The following is a 19,297-nucleotide window of genomic DNA, read 5'->3' on the forward strand; positions in this document are numbered from 1 at the left end:
AAATTTGGTACAACAGAAAAAGGAGACATTCTGCTTTGAATTATGCAACTATTGAAGAATTTAACAATCAAATTAATTACAAAAATGTAGCTTAACTTAATGTGCAGTTTTCATTTGTATATCCAGTTTGAACTCTGTATTTTCTTCGGATAAATTGACATTGGAATTGGTGAAAATATATAATTTGAAATTGAAATAATTTTTTAATGTAAAGACGCACTGCTGTGCGTCTCTACAATATAATTATCCCAAAATACTTTCAATCTCGGCTAATTCGGCTGCGGAGAAATCCAAATTCTGCAAACTGTCAATATTATTATTTAATTGACCTACAGAACTCGCGCCAATCAAAACCGAAGTGATTCGCTTGTCTTTTAATAACCAAACCAAAGCCATTTGAGCTAATGATTGATTTCTCTGCTGTGCAATGGTATTCAATTGTATAATTTTCTGGATTCTTTCCTCCGAAATTTCATCCGCTCTTAAATGTCCATTTGGATTGGAAGCTCTTGAATTTTCAGGAATCCCTTTTAGGTATTTGTCCGTTAAAAGTCCTTGTGCCAAAGGTGAAAAAGCGATACAGCCTACTCCTTTTTCTTCCAGAACGTCTAATAAACCCGCTTCAGGTTCCCTAACAAACATCGAATATTTCACTTGATGAATCAAACAAGGTGTTCCTAATCTTTTTAGGATTTCGGTAGCTTCTCTGGTTTGTTCCGCATTATAATTAGAAATCCCTGCATACAATGCTTTTCCGCTTCGTACAGCATAATCAAGCGCCATCATGGTTTCTTCCAAAGGCGTTTCCGGATCAAAACGATGCGAATAAAAAATATCCACATACTCTAAATTCATACGTTTCAAGCTCTGGTCTAAACTCGATAATAAATATTTTCGGGAACCCCAATCTCCATAAGGTCCATCCCACATCGTGTAACCGGCTTTGGTAGTAATTACGATTTCATCGCGCAGGTTTCCTTGAAAATTATTCTTCAGGATTTTACCAAAATTAGTTTCGGCTGAACCCGGAACCGGGCCATAATTGTTGGCCAAATCAAAATGCGTAATTCCTTTGTCAAAAGCGGCTTTGACAATGTTTTCTCCATTTTCGAAACTATCTACTGAACCGAAGTTATGCCATAAGCCAAGAGAAATTTGTGGCAGTAACAAACCACTTTTCCCACATCTGTTGTATTTCATTGTATCAATTTAAAGATTTGATTTTCAATTTTATAATTTGTAAAGTTCGTATTCGTATTTTTATAATGCAACAAAACCCGACTTGTTTTTAAATACAAATCGGGTTAAAAACTATCAAAAACTTCTAGCGTTGTCATTTCGACGAAGGAGAAATCACATAACGAGAGCAACTGATGTGATTTCTCCTCCGCCGAAATGACAAAAAAATCGTCTATAATCACTTTTATTTATTCACTCACAAATGACGAAGCAGGTAGATTCGCTTTATTAAACAACTCAGATTGTGCCGTGTTCGTCCATGCAAAACGAACTTTAACAGGATGCGCCACTTTATCCGATTTTAAAATCACTGTATTTTTTTTAATCACGGCTTCTGCATCATAAAACACATTATCAGTTCCGGCAATTTCGAATTGATTTGATTTTTTAGTTGCAAAATGCAATCCGTCGGCATAATCAAAAGCAACAACAACTTTATTTTTATCGATTTTTATTGCTTTGTAAAGTGGTCCGTTAACCACATCCGAATTGGTTTTATACGTATTCGCCAAAGCTAAATTCGCCAATCTTGTTCCAACTGATTTCTTGTCTTTTGGGTGAATGTCATCTATAGGAGAAATATCGCTGGTTATCGCCATTCCGGTATTGGGAACTTCTTGCAATACTTTGCGTTGTGCATTTCTAATTTCAGCGCCTCCAAAATGATTTTCTCCATATTTATATGGTGCTATCTGAACGTAATAAAACGGAAACTCATACTTCCATAATTTTCTCCAAGAAGTAATTAAAGCCGAAAAGGTTTTATCATAAACCGGTGAACCCACATTCGATTCGCCTTGATACCAAATCACCCCTGCAATTTTAAATCCCACCAAAGGATAAATCATCGCATTAAAAGCACGTCCCGGTTGGTTTGGCCCATAGGATTCTTCTTTTCGGGTTTTGGCACTTTCCAGTAAAATTGCATCTTTTTGAATGACTTCTTCCGGCATCCAAATCTCCGCTGGCGTTCCGCCCCAATTCGAACCAATCAATCCGACAGGCACATTTTTCAACTGTTCCTGTAAACGTTTGGCAAAGAAATAACCAGTTGCACTAAAATATTTCATCGTTTCCGGGGTGCATTCCGTCCAGTTACCCGACACATTATTTTGTGGTGCAGTGGCCGTTAATTTGGGAATCATAAAAAATCGGATATTCGGATTCGTGGCATTTTTCACCACTTCATTCCCGTTTTCAATGCCCCAACTCGCTGACATTTCCATATTGGATTGTCCTGAGCAAATCCACACTTCGCCAATCAAAATATTCTTCAAAACAATTTCATTGTATCCTTTTATAGAAATCGTAAATGGTCCACCCTCTTTTGGTGTTGGAATATTTATTTCCCATTTAGCCTGATTACTGGCTTTGATTTTATAATCTTGATGATTCCAACTTGGAGTTAAAACGACCTCTTCCTGTGGATTCGCCCAGCCCCAAATCGTAACTTCGGAATTGCGTTGTAAAACCATATTATCCGAAAGCACATTCGGAAGCGTAACATTTGCAACAGCAGTATTGCAAAGTATCAGAAAGAGAACAAAGGCAATTATATTATTTTTCATCTAGTAATTTTTTAAAGAAAGGAGTTAATTGGGCGGCCATTATTTTGTCATCGGCAATATCCGGATGCGAACCACAACCGTTTGGTTTCATCGATTGGAATTCGAATAAGGCAATGGTTTTGTGTTGGGTATCATTTTCAAAAGCATGAATCACTTTTTTCAAACAACGCACTAAAGTCACATTTCTATCTCCCGAAACCATTGGACTGCTCAACAATACTATTCTGGTATTAGGCGCATGTTTATAGACTGTTTTGATAAAATTGATGTAATTCGAAACATATTTTTCTTCGTTGAAAGGCAATCGTTCTTTTTTTCCGTCCCCGTCAGAAAGGTCATTCGTGCCCAAACAAATACTGACCAAATCCGGCTGAAAAGCAAAATCATAGGGTATTGAATTGTCTTTATTCAAATATAAATTTTCATAAACGTCAGGAATAATTGCTTCGTCTTTATGCTCGTCATTCCAGTTGCGGTACATCCCAAATCCAGAAACGGAACTCAACACATAATCCACATTCAGGCTACGAGAAACGATAGGTCCATACGCCCAATACGCATTATGCTGGTCGTACCATTCTCCTGTTCCACAAGGAATTGCTGCCGTATCATTACCAAAACCACACGTAATGGAATCGCCTATGAGTTCTATTTTCTTTTTGTTTACAGGAGTAATTTGGGTTAGTTCGGCTGTAGTTCCACCAAATAAAACCCCACCATTCGTAGCTTCGGTAGCTTTATAAATCGTGAGACGGTGTGTATTTTTCTTTTTGAAAAATACAATGGGAAAGGACTGCAACGCTCCTTTTTCAATTCGAACTCTTCCAATATAAGTACCATCTAATTCTAATGATACATAATTTTGGTGTTCTTCAAGACTTTGTAACGAAACAGAACATGAATTTCCTTTAAAATTAAACGAAACAGATGAAGCAGAACCTATCAAAATTACTTTATCATCAGCAAGATTCTCCACTCTTCCTGAATAGAGAAAGGAACTGTTTTGCTCCGCTACTTTTTGAGCAAAGGAAACAAAGGAAAGGAATAGTAATACCAGTAAAAGGGATTTCTTTTTAAACATTATGGTTGGTTGGTTAAAATAAAACATAGAAAGCAAACCTATGCTTTTAATTGCTATTAGAAAGATACTAAAATGTCAAATAGCAATAAAAAAATACCAACCAGTATTTTAAAATGACAAAACCATATTAATAAGATAATTCTTAAGATAGATTTCTTTTAGTTATTTTTACAATACTAATATGTATCTGTTTGATAAGAAATACATTTATAGATATTTTTTGGACAAATTGGAAAATAACAAAAGTGGTAAGTATTCATTAGCGTATCTTTTTATAATCCCCCTCATTTTCATCCTCATTTTTGTCATTCCGAGGAAGGAGGAATCTCCACAATACTATTCAAACAAGTGATTCAAAAAATTCAAATCGGGATTAATCGTTTTAATGAGATCCAGTTTTTTCTCTTTTCGCCAACCTTTTATTTCTTTTTCACGTGCGAAGGCTTCCTGAATCCAAGTGAATTTTTCGTAGTAAAGTAAAAAATAAACATTATATTTTGACGCAAATTTTTTATTTCCAGATGTAATATTATCTATGTGTAGCCCCAAACGGATTTTTAAATGGTTTGTTACGCCCGTTTACAAAACTGTTTTTGCTTTATTGGCAATGATATAAATGTAATATGTATGATATCCTTCTTGTAATTGCATCAAACTAAAATAAGGTTTTATTTATAAAATATAAAATAATATTTAAAATATATTATTGAGCAACTTGTAGAGATTCCTCCTTCCTCGGAATGACAAAATAGACGGAAAAACTTATGAAAAAGAAATAAGTATCAGAAAATTACTATCTTTACTATAAACACTCAAATTAAAAAAATAAACCACCTACGTCAGGTGGTTTTCAAATTTCTATACAACAATTACAAAGGAATATTCCCGTGTTTTCTATTAGGGGTTACGCTCACTTTATTTTCGAGCATGCTAAAGGCTTTTATCAGTTTCCGTCGGGTATCTTGAGGTATGATTACCTCATCAACAAAACCACGTTGCGCTGCTGTGTATGGATTCGCAAACAAATCAGCATATTCTGCTTCTTTTTCCAAGAGTTTTGCTTCATGGTCTTCGGCTTCGTTAATTTCTTTCTTAAAGATAATTTCAGAGGCACCTTTGGCTCCCATTACAGCAATTTCAGCAGTTGGCCAAGCAAAATTCATGTCGGCACCAATGTGTTTCGAGTTCATTACATCATATGCACCACCATAAGCTTTACGTATAATCACGGTTACTCTTGGAACGGTTGCTTCGCTTAAGGCATACAACAATTTCGCACCATGAACGATAATCCCGCTCCACTCTTGATCAGTTCCCGGTAAAAAGCCCGGTACATCCACCAAAACCAATAACGGAATATTAAAACAATCGCAAAAACGAGTAAATCGTGCCGCTTTTTTCGAACTGTTCACATCGAGACAACCGGCTAAAATCATCGGTTGGTTCGCTATAATTCCAATACTTTTTCCTCCCAATCGAGCAAAACCGACGAGGATATTTTCGGCATAATTTTTATGAATTTCAAAAAATGAATCTTCGTCAATAATTCCACCAATCACCTCGTGCATATCATACGGTTTGTTGGGATTATCAGGAATAATAGCCGCTAATTTAGTACGTACCTCATCATTGAGTTCGTACGGTAAATTGCGGGGCGTTTCTTTATTGCTTTGTGGCAAATAACTCAACAAGCGTTTCAAATCTTCCAGACATTCCACATCATTTGCTGACGTGCAATGCGCCACACCGGATTTAGTAGAATGTGTACTTGCCCCTCCCAATTCCTCAGAAGTCACGGTTTCATTGGTTACGGTTTTTACCACATTGGGTCCGGTAACAAACATATAACTGGTGTCTTCAACCATCATCGTAAAATCGGTCATCGCAGGAGAATAAACGGCTCCACCGGCACAGGGTCCCATAATCGCAGAGATTTGCGGAATCACACCACTGGCTTGTACATTTCGATAAAAAATATCGGCATAACCACCCAAAGAACGAACACCTTCCTGAATACGTGCTCCACCAGAATCATTCAGTCCAATCATGGGTGCTCCCATTTTGACCGCCATATCCATGACTTTACATATTTTTTCGGCATGCGTTTCGGATAACGAACCACCAAAAACGGTAAAATCTTGAGCAAAAATATAAACCAATCGTCCATTTATGGTTCCGTATCCTGTAATGACTCCGTCACCATAATACAGCTCTTTTTCCATTCCAAAATCAGAAGTTCGGTGTGTGACCAACATCCCGATTTCTTCAAAAGAACCTTCATCCATCAAATAATTGACGCGTTCTCTTGCTGTCAATTTTTTATTGGAATGTTGTTTTTCGATGCGTTTTTTACCGCCACCCAAATGCGCTTCAGCAATTTTATCGTTTAGTGTTTTTATTTTGTTTTGCATACTTTTTTCTTTAACAACTAATTTTTAGTAACCAATGGAACAAATGGAAATGTTTTTTTTAACCATTAAGAGATTAAGAAAATTAAGTTTTCCTTTTCTAAATGAAACTTAATTCCTTAATGGTTCAAATATTTTTTCCCTTTTTGGCCAAAGCCAACTTATCTATCTTTATTATTTTAAACCATTAAGAGATTAAGAGAATTAAGTTTTACTTTTCTTAATGAAACTTAATTCCTTAATGGTTTAAACATTTTTAATTCGGTAAGCGTACGATTTTTTGATCTTCAAAATACTGTTTCAACGCTACCAAAGCAGCGATTTCGGCTTCTTGCGCCATTTGGTTTTTCAATACATCAGCATTGTAATAGTTCTTTACGAAATGCGTGTCAAATTTCCCGGAACGAAACGCCTCATGTTCAAATACAAATTTACCGAAAGGCAATGTCGTCTGTACACCTTCCACTTGATACCCTTCAATGGCTTTGAGCATAACTTGAATCGCCTCTTCACGGGTTTCTCCGTAGGTGATTAATTTAGCCAGCATTGGATCGTAATAAATCGGAATGTCCATGCCTTGTTCAAAACCGTTATCAACCCGAACGCCCTCTCCTTCTGGCAATTGATACACTTCCAAATGACCTACGCTTGGCAGAAAATCATTCATCGGATCTTCGGCATACACACGTAATTCCATTGCATGTCCTTTTATTTTCAAATCCTCTTGTTTGATTGATAATGCTTCGCCTCTTGCAACCCTAATTTGTAGTTCTACCAAATCAGTTCCTGTAATCCATTCCGTAACGGGATGTTCCACCTGCAAACGGGTATTCATTTCTAGGAAGTAGAAATTGTTGTTTTCATCCAATAAAAATTCGACGGTTCCCGCTCCTAAATAATCACAGGATTTGGCAACCAAAACGGCTGCTTCACCCATTTTTTTACGCAATTCCGGAGTTAAAACCGAAGAAGGCGCTTCTTCTATTACTTTTTGGTGACGACGCTGGATACTGCATTCTCTTTCGAATAAATACAACACATTACCATGACTGTCAGCCATAACTTGAATTTCGATATGTCTTGGCGAACCCACATATTTTTCAATAAAAACGGAACCATCTCCAAAAGCGGAAATCGCTTCACTTATAGCGCGATCCATTTGAGATTCGAAATCGGCTTCACTTTCTACCACACGCATTCCTTTTCCACCGCCTCCTGCTGAAGCTTTAATTAAAATTGGAAAACCAATTTCCTTGGCAACTACTTTTGCTTTTTCGACATCAGTAATGGCTTTGTCAAAACCGGGAACCATTGGAATATTGTATTGTTTAACAGCGTCTTTGGCCGCTAATTTACTCCCCATGATTTTTATCGCTTTCGACTTGGGACCAATAAAAATGATATTGTTTTTTTCGGCTTCTTCGGCAAAATCAGCATTTTCACTCAAAAATCCGTAACCTGGATGAATGGCATCTACGTTTAAAGCTTTGGCAACTTCAATGATTTTACTACCTAATAAATAGGATTGACTCGAAGGTGCTTCTCCAATCCAAACGGCTTCATCAGCAAATTTTACGTGAGGTGCATTTCTGTCAGCTGTAGAATATACCGCCACGGTTTTAATCCCCATTTTTTGTGCGGTTTTCATCACCCTGATGGCAATTTCCCCTCTATTGGCAACTAATAATTTTTTCATTTTTTATTTTTTAACCGCAGATTTGCTAATTTTAAATTCTCTTACAATCACTTGCTTTGAATAATTCAACATTCTATTTTTAATTTGCGAATTAGCGGTATTTTATTATTCAAATTCAATTAACAACTGTCCTTTGTCTACGGCATCTCCCATCATTACTGAAATCGTTTTAATAACTCCGTCACGAGGAGAAAGAAAACTGTTTTCCATTTTCATGGCGCCTAAAATAATTAGGTTGTCGTTCTCTTTTACAGTTTGCCCCACCACAACACTAATTTCTAAAATCAATCCGGGCATCGGTGCTTTGATAAAATTGACTTGCTTGGTAAGTCCCACTTCAAACCCCATTTCTTTGATAAGAATATCCAAAGGATTTGAAATTGCCACAACATAGGTGTTGTTATTTACCTTTATCGTATAGCTTTTTTGAAGAAAATCAGAAGTTACGATTTCCGCTTTATAAGGGGTATTTTGATGTAGTATATGAAATTTATTAGCTTCCACACTAACTGAATCCAGTTTTGAAATACTTTCCTTTTCCAAATCAAAATGGAACGTATCATTTACATTTACTTTATAACCAATACTCATTTGTTTCTATTTTAGAATCGTAAAAATAAGTAAAGAAAACGTTTTCGTGATCTAAAAATAAAAATTTTATGCTAATTTGCTATAGTTATCGTAAAATAAATTTACAACACTAACAATCCAAATTCTCTAAGAGTTTTAATTGGTTTCGAGTACCAAAACAATTCAAAGTCTTCAAATTGTGTTTCAAAATCTGCTTTTACTTCTTGAAACGTGTAGATTTTAGCATTCGAAACTGCTATTTTTTGTAGTATTTTCACTAACCATTCTCCTTCGTTTTTATTGGTTTGAATGGAGAAACTTTCTTTTTTATCATGGAAAGTCAAGGTCATCAACTCCCAAGAATTTCCTTTTTTAGATTTGGTAAAATGCTCAATAAATGGCTTCCCCCCTAACCAAATGATTTTGGCAGTAGGTTTACTATTGAAATCATTGTCTTCTTGTAAAGCATCAAAAATAAAATCAGGTGAAATTTTAGTCTTTGGAATTTTAAATTCAAACCAATCCTGCAACTCATAATCAAAACAGATTCCGTGCATGAAATTGAACAAGGATTTCTTGAGTCCAAAACTGAATTTATCGTGGTCGATTCCTGTTGAATCTGTATAATTAATATCATTGTTGGCGAAAGTTCCCAAGATTTCGGTTTCTTTTACCACACCAAATTTCTCCGGATATAAACCCACAGGACTGTGTGCCGTCATGGCAAACTGGTGCCAAAACCCCGATTGCAAAACACCCACTTCAAATAATTGACGTACCATTTCGAGACTGTCTACGGTTTCCTGAATGGTTTGTGTAGGATAACCGTACATCAAATACGCATGAACCATTACGCCGGCTTCGGTGAAATTTCGGGTTACTTTAGCGACTTGTTCGACTGTTACGCCTTTGTCAATCAGTTTTAATAATCTGTCTGAAGCGACTTCGAGGCCACCAGAAACAGCGATACAACCAGAAGCTTTTAGAAGCAAACATAAATCTTTAGTAAAACTTTTTTCGAATCGAATGTTGGTCCACCACGTCACCGCTAATTTTCTGCGAAGGATTTCGAGAGCGAGTGCGCGCATCAAAGCCGGAGGTGCCGCTTCATCTACAAAATGAAATCCGTTCTCGCCTGTTTGAGCAAACATTTCCTCCATTCGGTCGCACAATAAACTGGCGGCAACGGGTTCATACACTTTGATATAATCCAATGAAATATCACAAAATGTACATTTTCCCCAATAACAACCGTGCGCCATGGTGAGTTTATTCCAGCGTCCGTCGCTCCACATGCGATGCATTGGATTCACAATTTCGATAACTGAAATGTATTTATCCAAAAGCAAATCCGAATAATCAGGCGTTCCCACTTGCGATTGTTTGTAATCATGTTTTAGGGAATTATTTTTATAAACTACTTTCCCGTTTTCCAACAGAAAAGTTCGTTTATACCTTCTTGGCTCCCCTCCTTCGGAGGGGTCGGAGGAGGATAATTCTTCAATTGGCATTTCACCATCATCCAACGTAATAAAATCGAAAAACTCAAACACACGAGCATCCGAAAGTGACCGCAATTCAGTATTTGGGAAACCACCGCCCATTGAAATTTTAATTTCAGGATAATGCGTTTTCACCCATTGTGCGGAACGAAAAGCCGAATATAAATTCCCTGGAAACGGAACAGAAATCAGAAATAATGTAGGTTGAATGGTTTCTATTCTCTCTTTTAGAATCGAAAGCAAAATTCCATCAATATAGGTTGGTTCTTGTTGCAAGGCTTCGTACAATTCGTCAAAAGAATTGGCACTTCGTCCCAAACGTTCTGCATAGCGACTGAATCCAAAATTAGCATCGACACATTCCACAATAAAATCTGAAATATCTTCCAGATACAAAGTTGCTAAATGTTTCGCTTTGTCCTGTGTTCCCATAGTGCCAAAAGCCCAATCCAATTCTTCCAATTGTGCAAATCGAGACGCTTCCGGTAAGAAATCTTCCTGACAAATTTGAAGCGCCAATGTTGGATTTTTTCCTTGCAAAAAAGCAATTACAGGATCAATAGTTTTTAGATATTCGTCTTGTAAAGCGAAAATACGTTTCGAATTATCGGAGATCTCTCCAACTTTAAACTTTAAACTTCCAACGGTAAATAATCTTTGCAAACCTTCTTTCGAAAACAATTTCAAAATCACTTCAATACCCAAATCCGCTTGAACAGACTCAATCTTTTTGGTATTTAGAAACCCTTTGATGTAGGCAGTTGCCGGATACGGTGTATTCAGTTGGGTAAACGGGGGCGTAATTAAGAATAATTTGGTCTTCAAAAGAAATAAGTTTTGTGCAAAAATAAGGGATAATTCTATTCTTTTCACGTAAACATGTTACTACAAATTGCATTAGTGATTTAACTTAAAAAACGAACATTATCTAAATTAAAAATTTATAAAATTAATACATATTTAATTACATTTACAATTAACTAAAGATTACAAATTCATTTGAATGACCATCACTTACAACAAAAAAATATTTAAGCAACTTTTGTTACTGTTTTCATTATTAACTTCATTTATTGGAAAAGCACAAGATTTTATTTGGGCATCTAGTACTAACTATGAAGCCGGTTACGGTTATAATGATATTAGATCAATAGTTACTGATAGTCAAGGAAACATTTATTCAACTGGATATTTTGGTGGAACCGTTGATTTTGACCCCAGTGCTAATAATTTTAATTTAACCGCATCTCCAACTTCGATAGGTTTTACAAATGGTTTTATTTTAAAATTAGACAAGGACAAAAACTTTTTATGGGTAAAACAAATTAAATCTAATTGGGCGGATGGAGGTAGATCGATCATTTTAGATAAAAATGAAAACGTCATCATTACAGGTTTAGCAACGGGATTACAAATAGATTTAAATCCTGACGAAGTTGGTCAATATAAAATTAATAACCCAACAGGTAACCCAGGCTCTTACATAATCAAACTTGACTCGGATGGCAATTTTGTTTTTGGTAATTATTATGCAGAAGCCTATGCAGAAGAATCAACATTAGACAACAATAACAACATTATTACAACTGGTGTTGTGGGTAGGACAAGTGTAGATTTCGATGCTGGAACTGGAGTTTATAATTTAAATAATAATTCTGAAGACATATTTATTTTAAAAAACAATTCAAATGGAGGGTTTATTTGGGCTAAAAACATTGGTGGAAGTAGATATGATTATCCTAACGGAATTGTTTGTGACAATTTTAATAATATTATTATCACAGGTATTTTTGAAACCAATATTAGTTTTTTAAATAAAACATACACCTCTAATGGTAATTGCGGTTTTATATGTAAAATTCAGCCAGATGGGCAAAACCTATGGTTCAGACAACTAGGAGATTCTGGAGGGAGCGGTGGCGATAAATCTATAAAAATTGATAGAGCAAACAATATTTATTTTGGCACATCTTTTTCAAGTATGTATAGGCCTTTCATACCAAATTTCGATAATATCAATTTGACTTTCACATCAGATTCTATTGATAGCATACTTTTTAAACTAAATCAAGAAGGTAATTATATTTGGCATAATTTCATATATGGTAGTGAATGGCAACATCTAGGTTCTCTAGCTTTTGATAAAAATGAAAATTTATACGTTACAGCTAATGTTGCTGGAGAAACATTTATAAATAATAGCTGTAATAAAGTTTTTCCAAATGAAAACACACAAATAAGTAAAGAAAGTCTCCTATTAAAATTTGATAATTCTGGAAATTTCATTAATTTCAAAAATATAATAAATCTAGCTAGAAGTTTACAAATCGATTTTGAAAACAACATATTAATAGGTGGACCTTTTTTAAGTCAAGTTGACTTTGACCCAAGCCCAAAATCAACTTATTTTTTACATTCGTTTTACAGTGATGGCTATATTTTAAAACTATCTGAATGCAATTCTAATGTTCCAAAAGGAGAAGAAATTCAGCGTTTTTGTGATTCAAACATTTATAAAATTGAAGATTTAAAACCCTGCTCAGAATCTGTAGATTGGTATGATTCCTTAAATTCAAATACCCCACTTTCAAAACAAACTCCAATTATTGACGGACAAACCTACTTTGCCGCATATAATGACAGTTGTCCTTTGACTGACAGATTATCCGTTAGCGTACAATTCATTCCTTTACCAAAACCACCAGTACCATCAAATCTTGTGTTCTGTAAGAGCGAAAATACAAAACTTTCAGACATTAAAATTATTGGAGAGAATGTAAAATGGTATAATTCATTAACAGATGGAAACCTTTTAAATAATGGCTTAATCATTCAAGATGGAATAACTTACTATGCCTCTCAAACTGTAAATGGATGTGAAAGTAATCGAGTAATTGTAAAAGTAGTGGTAAACAATAATGTCCCCCCTACAACAACAACTCTCCAAACCTTTTGCATTCAACAAAATGCAACAATTAGTAACATTGCAATTACGGGCCAAAACATAAAATGGTATAATACTTTAGCAAATGGAACTCTTTTATCAAACACAACTCCACTCCAAAACGGAACCATTTATTACGCCTCGCAAACCATAAATGGTTGCGAAAGTGATAGAATCCCCGTTGTAATCAATATCCAAAATACAAATGCTCCAACAGGAAATACAACCCAAACTTTTTGTTCAAGTCAGAATCCAACTTTAGATACTATCAGAGTTTCAGGAAGTGCAATAAAATGGTATAATTCAGCCGGAGTCCTTTTGTCTAATTCAACTCCTTTGCAAGATGGAGCGATTTATTATGCTTCGCAAACAGTGAATGCATGTGAAAGCACCACAAAACTGGCTGTTACCGTTTTCTTAATAAACACTTTACCCGCAAACAATTATGCTGAATTATTTTGTGATGATTTGAATGATAGATCCGAAAAAGTAAATTTATCCGATTATAATTCGAAACTAATTTCAAATACTTCCGGATATACATTTTCTTATTATTCGACTTTTTCAAATGCAGAAAATCAATTGGCAACCAATCAAATTACTACTATTTCAAATTATAAGTTAGTTTTGGGTGATAACAAAATCTACGTTCGTATCAATTCAAATACGCCATGTTATGCGATTGCCGAATTAAAACTAACCCTTTTATCCAAACCAAAAATAACGATTCCTGATGTTGTACCCATTTGCGAAAACAATACAATCATGATTGATGCCGGTTCAGGTTTCGAAACTTATTTATGGTCAAACGGAGCTACTACTCAGTCCATAATTGTGGCAAATCCCGGTAATTTTTCTGTAACAGTAACTGATGATTATGATTCCTTTTATTGTTCCAGCACAAAAAATTTCATAGTAAAAAAATCAAACATTGCCACCATTACTTCAATTGACACTCAAGACTGGACGGATAATCAAAACACAATAAGCGTTTTTGTAACCGGTGCAGGCGATTTTGAATACTCAATAGATGGTATTCATTTTCAGGATAGCAATCAATTTTCGAACATCATTAATGGACAATACAACGTTTCTGTTAGAGACAAAAATGGTTGTGGAACTGTAACCGATGAAGTCTATTTATTGATGTATCCAAAATTCTTTACCCCAAACGGAGATGGTTATAATGACACTTGGAAAATCAAATTTTCAGATTTTGAAGCGGGACTAACCATTAAAATATTTGATCGTTTTGGCAAATTTATTACAGAATTATTTGAAAGTTCCTCTTGGGATGGAATGCTCAATGGACATGAACTGACTGCAACAGATTATTGGTTTCTAATTACTAGAGTAAATGGAAAAGAATATCGAGGGCATTTTAGTTTAAAGAGATAGTTCAATATCAAAACTTATGTTCTTCTTTGCTAATCATCAACAACGAAAATAAAGAGATACAGGCTGCAGTACTCAAATAAAAACCAACATAGGTCAAACTATATTGCGTCGCCAACCAAATCGCAATCATAGGGGCAAAAGCTGCTCCGATGATTCCTGCCAAATTAAATGCCAGAGAAGTACCCGAATAACGAACGGTAGTAGGAAACAATTCTGACAAGAAAGTACCCAAAGGACCATAAGTGAATCCCATCAAAGCCATTCCAACACATAAAAACAAAGTCACTAGAATGGTGCTGCCTGAGTTTAAGAAAAAAGAAAATGCAAAACCAAAAATAGCAATAGCAGTCGTGGCATAAATTAACATCTTTCTACGCCCAATACGATCCGCAATTAGAGCCGAAACAGGAATGAAAAGTGCAAAAAACAATACCGAAAACAACTGCATTAATAGAAAATCTCTTTTAGAATAACCCAAATCAGAAGTTGCCCAGCTGAGCGTGAATACCGTCATGAGATAAAACACTAAGAAAGTAGTAATGGCAGCAAATGTGCCAAAAATCAACTGGTTTTTATAAAATTTCAATAAAGTAAAAAAAGGGATTTTCACTTCTTCCTGTTCTTTTTTAGAATTTTCGAAAGCGGGAGTTTCGGTGATTTTTAATCGGATATAAAAACCTACAACTACCAGTAATGAACTCGCTATAAAAGGAATCCTCCAACCATAATCCAGAAAAGCATCCGCACTCATCGTATCAGTCAAAATCAAGAAAGTCCCTCCCGAAAGCAACAAACCTATTGGAGCTCCCAATTGAGGAAACATACCATACCAAGCACGTTTATTAGGCGGAGCATTTTCGATGGCTAATAATACGGCTCCACCCCATTCTCCTCCTAAACCAACTCCTTGACCAAAACGGCACAACATCAATAATAAAGGAGCAGCAATTCCAATACTCGCATAACTAGGTAAAAAACCAATACTCACCGTAGAAATACCCATGGTCAACAAAGCAATTACTAAGGTAGTCTTGCGACCAATTTTATCTCCATAATGACCAAAAACCGCCGAACCAAGAGGTCGAGAAAGAAACGCTATCGAAAACGTCGCCAGGGATAGCAAAACCGAATTAGTACTGTCTGCGGAAGGGAAAAACAATTGAGGAAAAACCAAAACGGCTGCATTTGCATAAATGTAAAAATCGAAAAACTCTATAGTAGTACCAATTAAACTGCCAAAAAGAACATGTTTTAATGAGTTTTCTTTATTAGGATTTGAATTATCTTTCATAGGAATGTTAAAATATTCGATAAAATTGATACTATTTTTCGAAAGTAACAAATATTATAGTTCCAATTATTAGTGGTAATTTAGCAACATATAAAAATTTATTATGCCAACCGACTGTATTAGCTATCAGAATTCCGGATATTTCTCTCCTTTGATGAATGATTATTTAGACCAAAAAACAAACTTAAAATCCCTATATAACAGATTTCCAACGCTTGAAAACTTTGAAGAACAAATTCTGGAGAAGCAAGCAAATTTTGATGATCATTCCCGAAAAACATTAGTTTCCGTTTTACAAAAACAATATTTAAACGTTGAAACTTCGGCTTTGACCAAACAAAATATTGACGCTTTAGGCAAAACAAATACATTTACTGTCACTACAGGACATCAATTAAATTTATTCAGTGGTCCTTTATATTTCTTGTATAAAATTATTTCTACCATTAATTTGACAACCGAATTAAAAGCGAAATACCCAACGCATCACTTTGTTCCCATTTATTGGATGGCAACCGAAGACCATGATTTTGAAGAAATCAATTATTTTAGTTTTAAAGGTAAAAAATTCCATTGGAATAGAGAAAGTACCGGTCCTGTAGGGAGATTATCGACGGAGGGATTGGATGAATTTCTTGAAATATTTGCGTTGGAAATTGGTTCAAGTTTGAATGCAAATGCCATAAAAAAACTATTTGAGGATTCTTACATCAAACATGACAATCTAGCCGATGCCACAAGACATTTAGCAAATGTACTTTTTGGATCCTATGGCTTAGTTATTCTGGATACCGATGATCACGATTTAAAACGCAATTTTATTCCTTTTATAAAAGAAGAATTACTGCACCAATCTTCTCATTTATTAGTACTTGAAACTGCCAAAAAACTAAAAGATTATACGATTCAAGTAAATCCTCGTGAAATCAACTTGTTTTATATCGAGGACAATTTACGCGAACGCATCGTTTTTGAAAACGGGAAATACAAAGTAAATCATAGTAAAATTGAGTTTTCGGAAACCGAAATCCTGACACTATTAGAAAACCATCCTGAAAAATTTAGTCCTAATGTGATTATGCGCCCGTTGTATCAGGAAGTCATTTTACCCAATTTATGTTACATTGGCGGAGGTGGAGAAATTGCGTATTGGTTGGAATTGAAATCATTTTTTGCTTCTGCAAAAGTGACTTTCCCAATACTTTTGCTAAGAAATTCAGTGTTATTAGCAACCGAAAAACAAGCAAAAAAAACAGACAAACTAGATTTAACTTGGAACGATTTATTTTCAAAACAAGCCAATTTAATCAATTACAAAACCAAACAATTGTCTGAGTTTCCAATTGATTTAACCAATTTGAAAGAGCAATTACAAAAACAATTTGAAGCGCTTTATGAAGTTGCAAACAAAACAGATGAATCTTTTATTGGAGCTGTAAAAGCGCAGGAAGTAAAACAAATTAAAGGATTGGAAAACCTGGAGAAACGATTACTAAAAGCGCAAAAAAGAAATTTAAGTGCTATTTTACAACGCATTATTGACTTGCAAAACGAATTATTTCTCAACCAAAGTTTACAGGAACGTCAAGCTAATTTTTCGGAATTCTATTTGGAAAACGGCGACAATTTAATTCCTGCATTGGTAAAACAATTAAAACCGTTGCAATCTAATTTTGACATAATTACACTTCCTTAAAACCAATAACCGCTCAAACCAAACCAAAAAATAATGACCAAAGAACGCCTAATTTCACTGGATGTATTTCGAGGATTTACTATTTTATTAATGACCATTGTCAACAATCCCGGAAGCTGGGCAACGGTATATCCTCCTCTATTACATTCTGATTGGAATGGCTGTACGCCTACTGATTTGGTTTTCCCTTTTTTTATTTTCATTATGGGTGTAGCAGTATCGTTCGCAATGCCTACCAAAACTTTTGACAACAACACTTTTAATAAAATAATGGTTCGTTCATTACGCATGTTTTGTTTGGGGGTATTTTTTAATTTTTTTGGAAAAATACAACTATTCGGATTGGAAGGAATTCCATTATTAGTAGGACGATTAGCTATTACAATTGGAGTGGGCTATGCACTAATGGGTAATTTTTCTTTAAAAAACAAAACCTATTTGATGCTTTCAATACTTGGCGCATATTTATTTTTGGCTTTTAGCGGAATTGAAGCCTATCACGATGTGAGACTTCTAGGTGTTTTACAACGTATTGGTATTGTTTATTTCGTAATAACTCTTTTGTATTTAAAAACGACGCAAAAAATGCAAGCTATAGTTGCATTAGTAATTTTATTAGGATATTGGGGAATAATGACACTGGTACCGGTTCCTGGAATTGGATTAGCAAACCTTGAAAAAGGCACTAATTTGGCGTCTTGCATGGATGGAATTTTATTAAAAGATCATGTGTGGACAGTAACAAAAACTTGGGATCCAGAAGGAATTTTAAGTACTATACCCGCAATAGCTTCAGGAATAATAGGATTACTTATCGGACAACTACTCAATCGTCCTTTACCAAAGATTGAAATTGCAAAAAAAATGGGAATCGCAGGTATCAGCCTTATTGCTCTGGCGCTTTTATGGTCTATTGCATTTCCACTTAATAAATCACTTTGGACCAGCTCTTTTGTTTTATATACCTCCGGTTTAGCGATACTTTCTTTGACGCTTTTTTATTATGTAATTGATATTGCAAACTATAAAAAATGGACCAAGTTATTTCTCATTTGGGGTATAAACCCAATGATTGTCTTCTTCTTTTCGGAGATAATTCCACAAGGATTAGAAATGATTCAATTCAAAAATCCAGAAATTCCTTCAAAGCAAATCAATCTTCAAAGCTATCTTTACGAATTTTGGATAGCTCCTTTTTTCAATAATCCCATGACAGCATCGTTGGCTGGAGCCTTAATCTATGCAACAATCTGGTCTTTAATTTTATGGACCTTTTATAAACATAAATTAATCTTTAAGGTATAAACATCAAAAAATCAACGTTAATCTTAAACAAACACCTTTTTATTGATTATTTATTAAAACATACACATAAAAAAAGGCTACTTTTGCACCCAAATATAAAAAACACAAAAAATGGCTACGAATAGAACTTTTACAATGATTAAGCCTGATGCTGTTGCTAACGGACACATCGGAAACATACTTGCTATGATTACTACTGCAGGTTTCAAAATCGTTTCTTTGAAATTAACTCAATTAACTGTAGCTGATGCGCAAGCATTTTATGAAGTTCACGCTGCAAGGCCTTTTTATGGTGAATTAGTAGAATTCATGTCAAGAGGACCAATTGTTGCTGCTATTTTAGAAAAAGACAACGCTGTTGAAGATTTCAGAACTTTAATTGGTGCTACAAATCCTGCTGAAGCTGCTGAAGGTACTATCCGTAAAGCATACGCAACTTCTATTGGAGAAAATGCAGTTCACGGTTCTGATAGCGATGAAAATGCAGCTATCGAAGGTGCTTTCCATTTTGCTGGAAGAGAGCAATTCTAATTATAGACTTCTTAGATAGTTAGATTTTTAGACTACTTAGACATTCTTTAAAAGTAAAACCCGCTTCA

12 protein-coding genes and 1 pseudogene are annotated in these 19,297 nt (G+C 35.0%); 4 read left to right on the forward strand and 9 right to left on the reverse strand.

What is annotated here, in order from left to right; translation table 11 throughout:
* Positions 1-243: 243 nt before the first annotated feature.
* The 8 genes and pseudogenes from ACM55I_RS07810 to ACM55I_RS07845 all read right to left on the reverse strand — a co-directional run bounded on the left by ACM55I_RS07810 (position 244) and on the right by ACM55I_RS07845 (position 10,889).
* Positions 244-1,200 (reverse strand): aldo/keto reductase, encoded by a 957-nt coding sequence (locus tag ACM55I_RS07810; protein ID WP_416846214.1) that lies wholly within the window; start codon positions 1,198-1,200, stop codon positions 244-246.
* 227 nt (positions 1,201-1,427) lie between these two features.
* Positions 1,428-2,807, reverse strand: coding sequence for a sialate O-acetylesterase (locus tag ACM55I_RS07815; protein ID WP_416846215.1), 1,380 nt, complete (start codon positions 2,805-2,807; stop codon positions 1,428-1,430).
* Positions 2,797-3,888 carry an SGNH/GDSL hydrolase family protein gene (locus ACM55I_RS07820; RefSeq protein WP_416846216.1) on the reverse strand — a complete coding sequence of 364 codons (1,092 nt, stop codon included), beginning with the start codon at positions 3,886-3,888 and terminating at the stop codon, positions 2,797-2,799. The genes ACM55I_RS07815 and ACM55I_RS07820 overlap by 11 nt, the downstream gene beginning before the upstream one ends.
* A 336-nt stretch (positions 3,889-4,224) precedes the next feature.
* Positions 4,225-4,455 (reverse strand): annotated as a pseudogene (locus ACM55I_RS07825) (GIY-YIG nuclease family protein); the annotation flags it as partial.
* A gap of 302 nt (positions 4,456-4,757) precedes the next feature.
* A complete protein-coding gene (locus tag ACM55I_RS07830; protein ID WP_416846217.1) occupies positions 4,758-6,299 on the reverse strand; it encodes an acyl-CoA carboxylase subunit beta in 1,542 nt (513 codons plus the stop codon).
* Between the two features lie 253 nt (positions 6,300-6,552).
* A complete protein-coding gene (gene accC / locus ACM55I_RS07835; protein WP_416846218.1) occupies positions 6,553-7,992 on the reverse strand; it encodes an acetyl-CoA carboxylase biotin carboxylase subunit in 1,440 nt (479 codons plus the stop codon).
* Between the two features lie 105 nt (positions 7,993-8,097).
* Positions 8,098-8,583, reverse strand: a complete 486-nt coding sequence (locus ACM55I_RS07840; RefSeq protein WP_416846219.1) for an acyl-CoA carboxylase biotin carboxyl carrier protein subunit — start codon at positions 8,581-8,583, stop codon at positions 8,098-8,100.
* Positions 8,584-8,684: 101 nt separating this feature from the next.
* The gene (locus ACM55I_RS07845) at positions 8,685-10,889 is read right to left on the reverse strand and encodes a B12-binding domain-containing radical SAM protein (protein ID WP_416846220.1); all 2,205 of its coding nucleotides are present in this window, start codon (positions 10,887-10,889) and stop codon (positions 8,685-8,687) included.
* Positions 10,890-11,067: 178 nt separating this feature from the next.
* Between ACM55I_RS07845 and ACM55I_RS07850 the strand changes: the two genes are divergently transcribed.
* Positions 11,068-14,406: a T9SS type B sorting domain-containing protein gene (locus tag ACM55I_RS07850; RefSeq protein WP_416846221.1), complete on the forward strand. Its 3,339-nt coding sequence runs from the start codon at positions 11,068-11,070 to the stop codon at positions 14,404-14,406.
* A gap of 7 nt (positions 14,407-14,413) precedes the next feature.
* Here the strand turns inward: ACM55I_RS07850 and ACM55I_RS07855 are convergent, their stop codons facing one another.
* Complete coding sequence (locus ACM55I_RS07855) at positions 14,414-15,697, reverse strand: MFS transporter (RefSeq protein WP_416846222.1); 1,284 nt, start codon at positions 15,695-15,697, stop codon at positions 14,414-14,416.
* A 103-nt stretch (positions 15,698-15,800) separates the two neighbouring features.
* Here ACM55I_RS07855 and bshC point away from each other — a divergent pair, with 103 nt between their 5' ends.
* The 3 genes from bshC (at position 15,801) to ACM55I_RS07870 (ending at position 19,229) form a co-directional block, all read left to right on the forward strand.
* Positions 15,801-17,393: a bacillithiol biosynthesis cysteine-adding enzyme BshC gene (gene bshC / locus ACM55I_RS07860; RefSeq protein WP_416846223.1), complete on the forward strand. Its 1,593-nt coding sequence runs from the start codon at positions 15,801-15,803 to the stop codon at positions 17,391-17,393.
* A 33-nt stretch (positions 17,394-17,426) separates the two neighbouring features.
* Positions 17,427-18,698, forward strand: coding sequence for an acyltransferase family protein (locus tag ACM55I_RS07865; protein ID WP_416846224.1), 1,272 nt, complete (start codon positions 17,427-17,429; stop codon positions 18,696-18,698).
* Positions 18,699-18,809: 111 nt separating this feature from the next.
* The gene (locus ACM55I_RS07870) at positions 18,810-19,229 is read left to right on the forward strand and encodes a nucleoside-diphosphate kinase (RefSeq protein WP_039109514.1); all 420 of its coding nucleotides are present in this window, start codon (positions 18,810-18,812) and stop codon (positions 19,227-19,229) included.
* Positions 19,230-19,297 lie beyond the last annotated feature (68 nt).

The sequence above is a fragment of the Flavobacterium algoris genome (assembly GCF_048158525.1).
Lineage (GTDB): Bacteria > Bacteroidota > Bacteroidia > Flavobacteriales > Flavobacteriaceae > Flavobacterium > Flavobacterium algoris.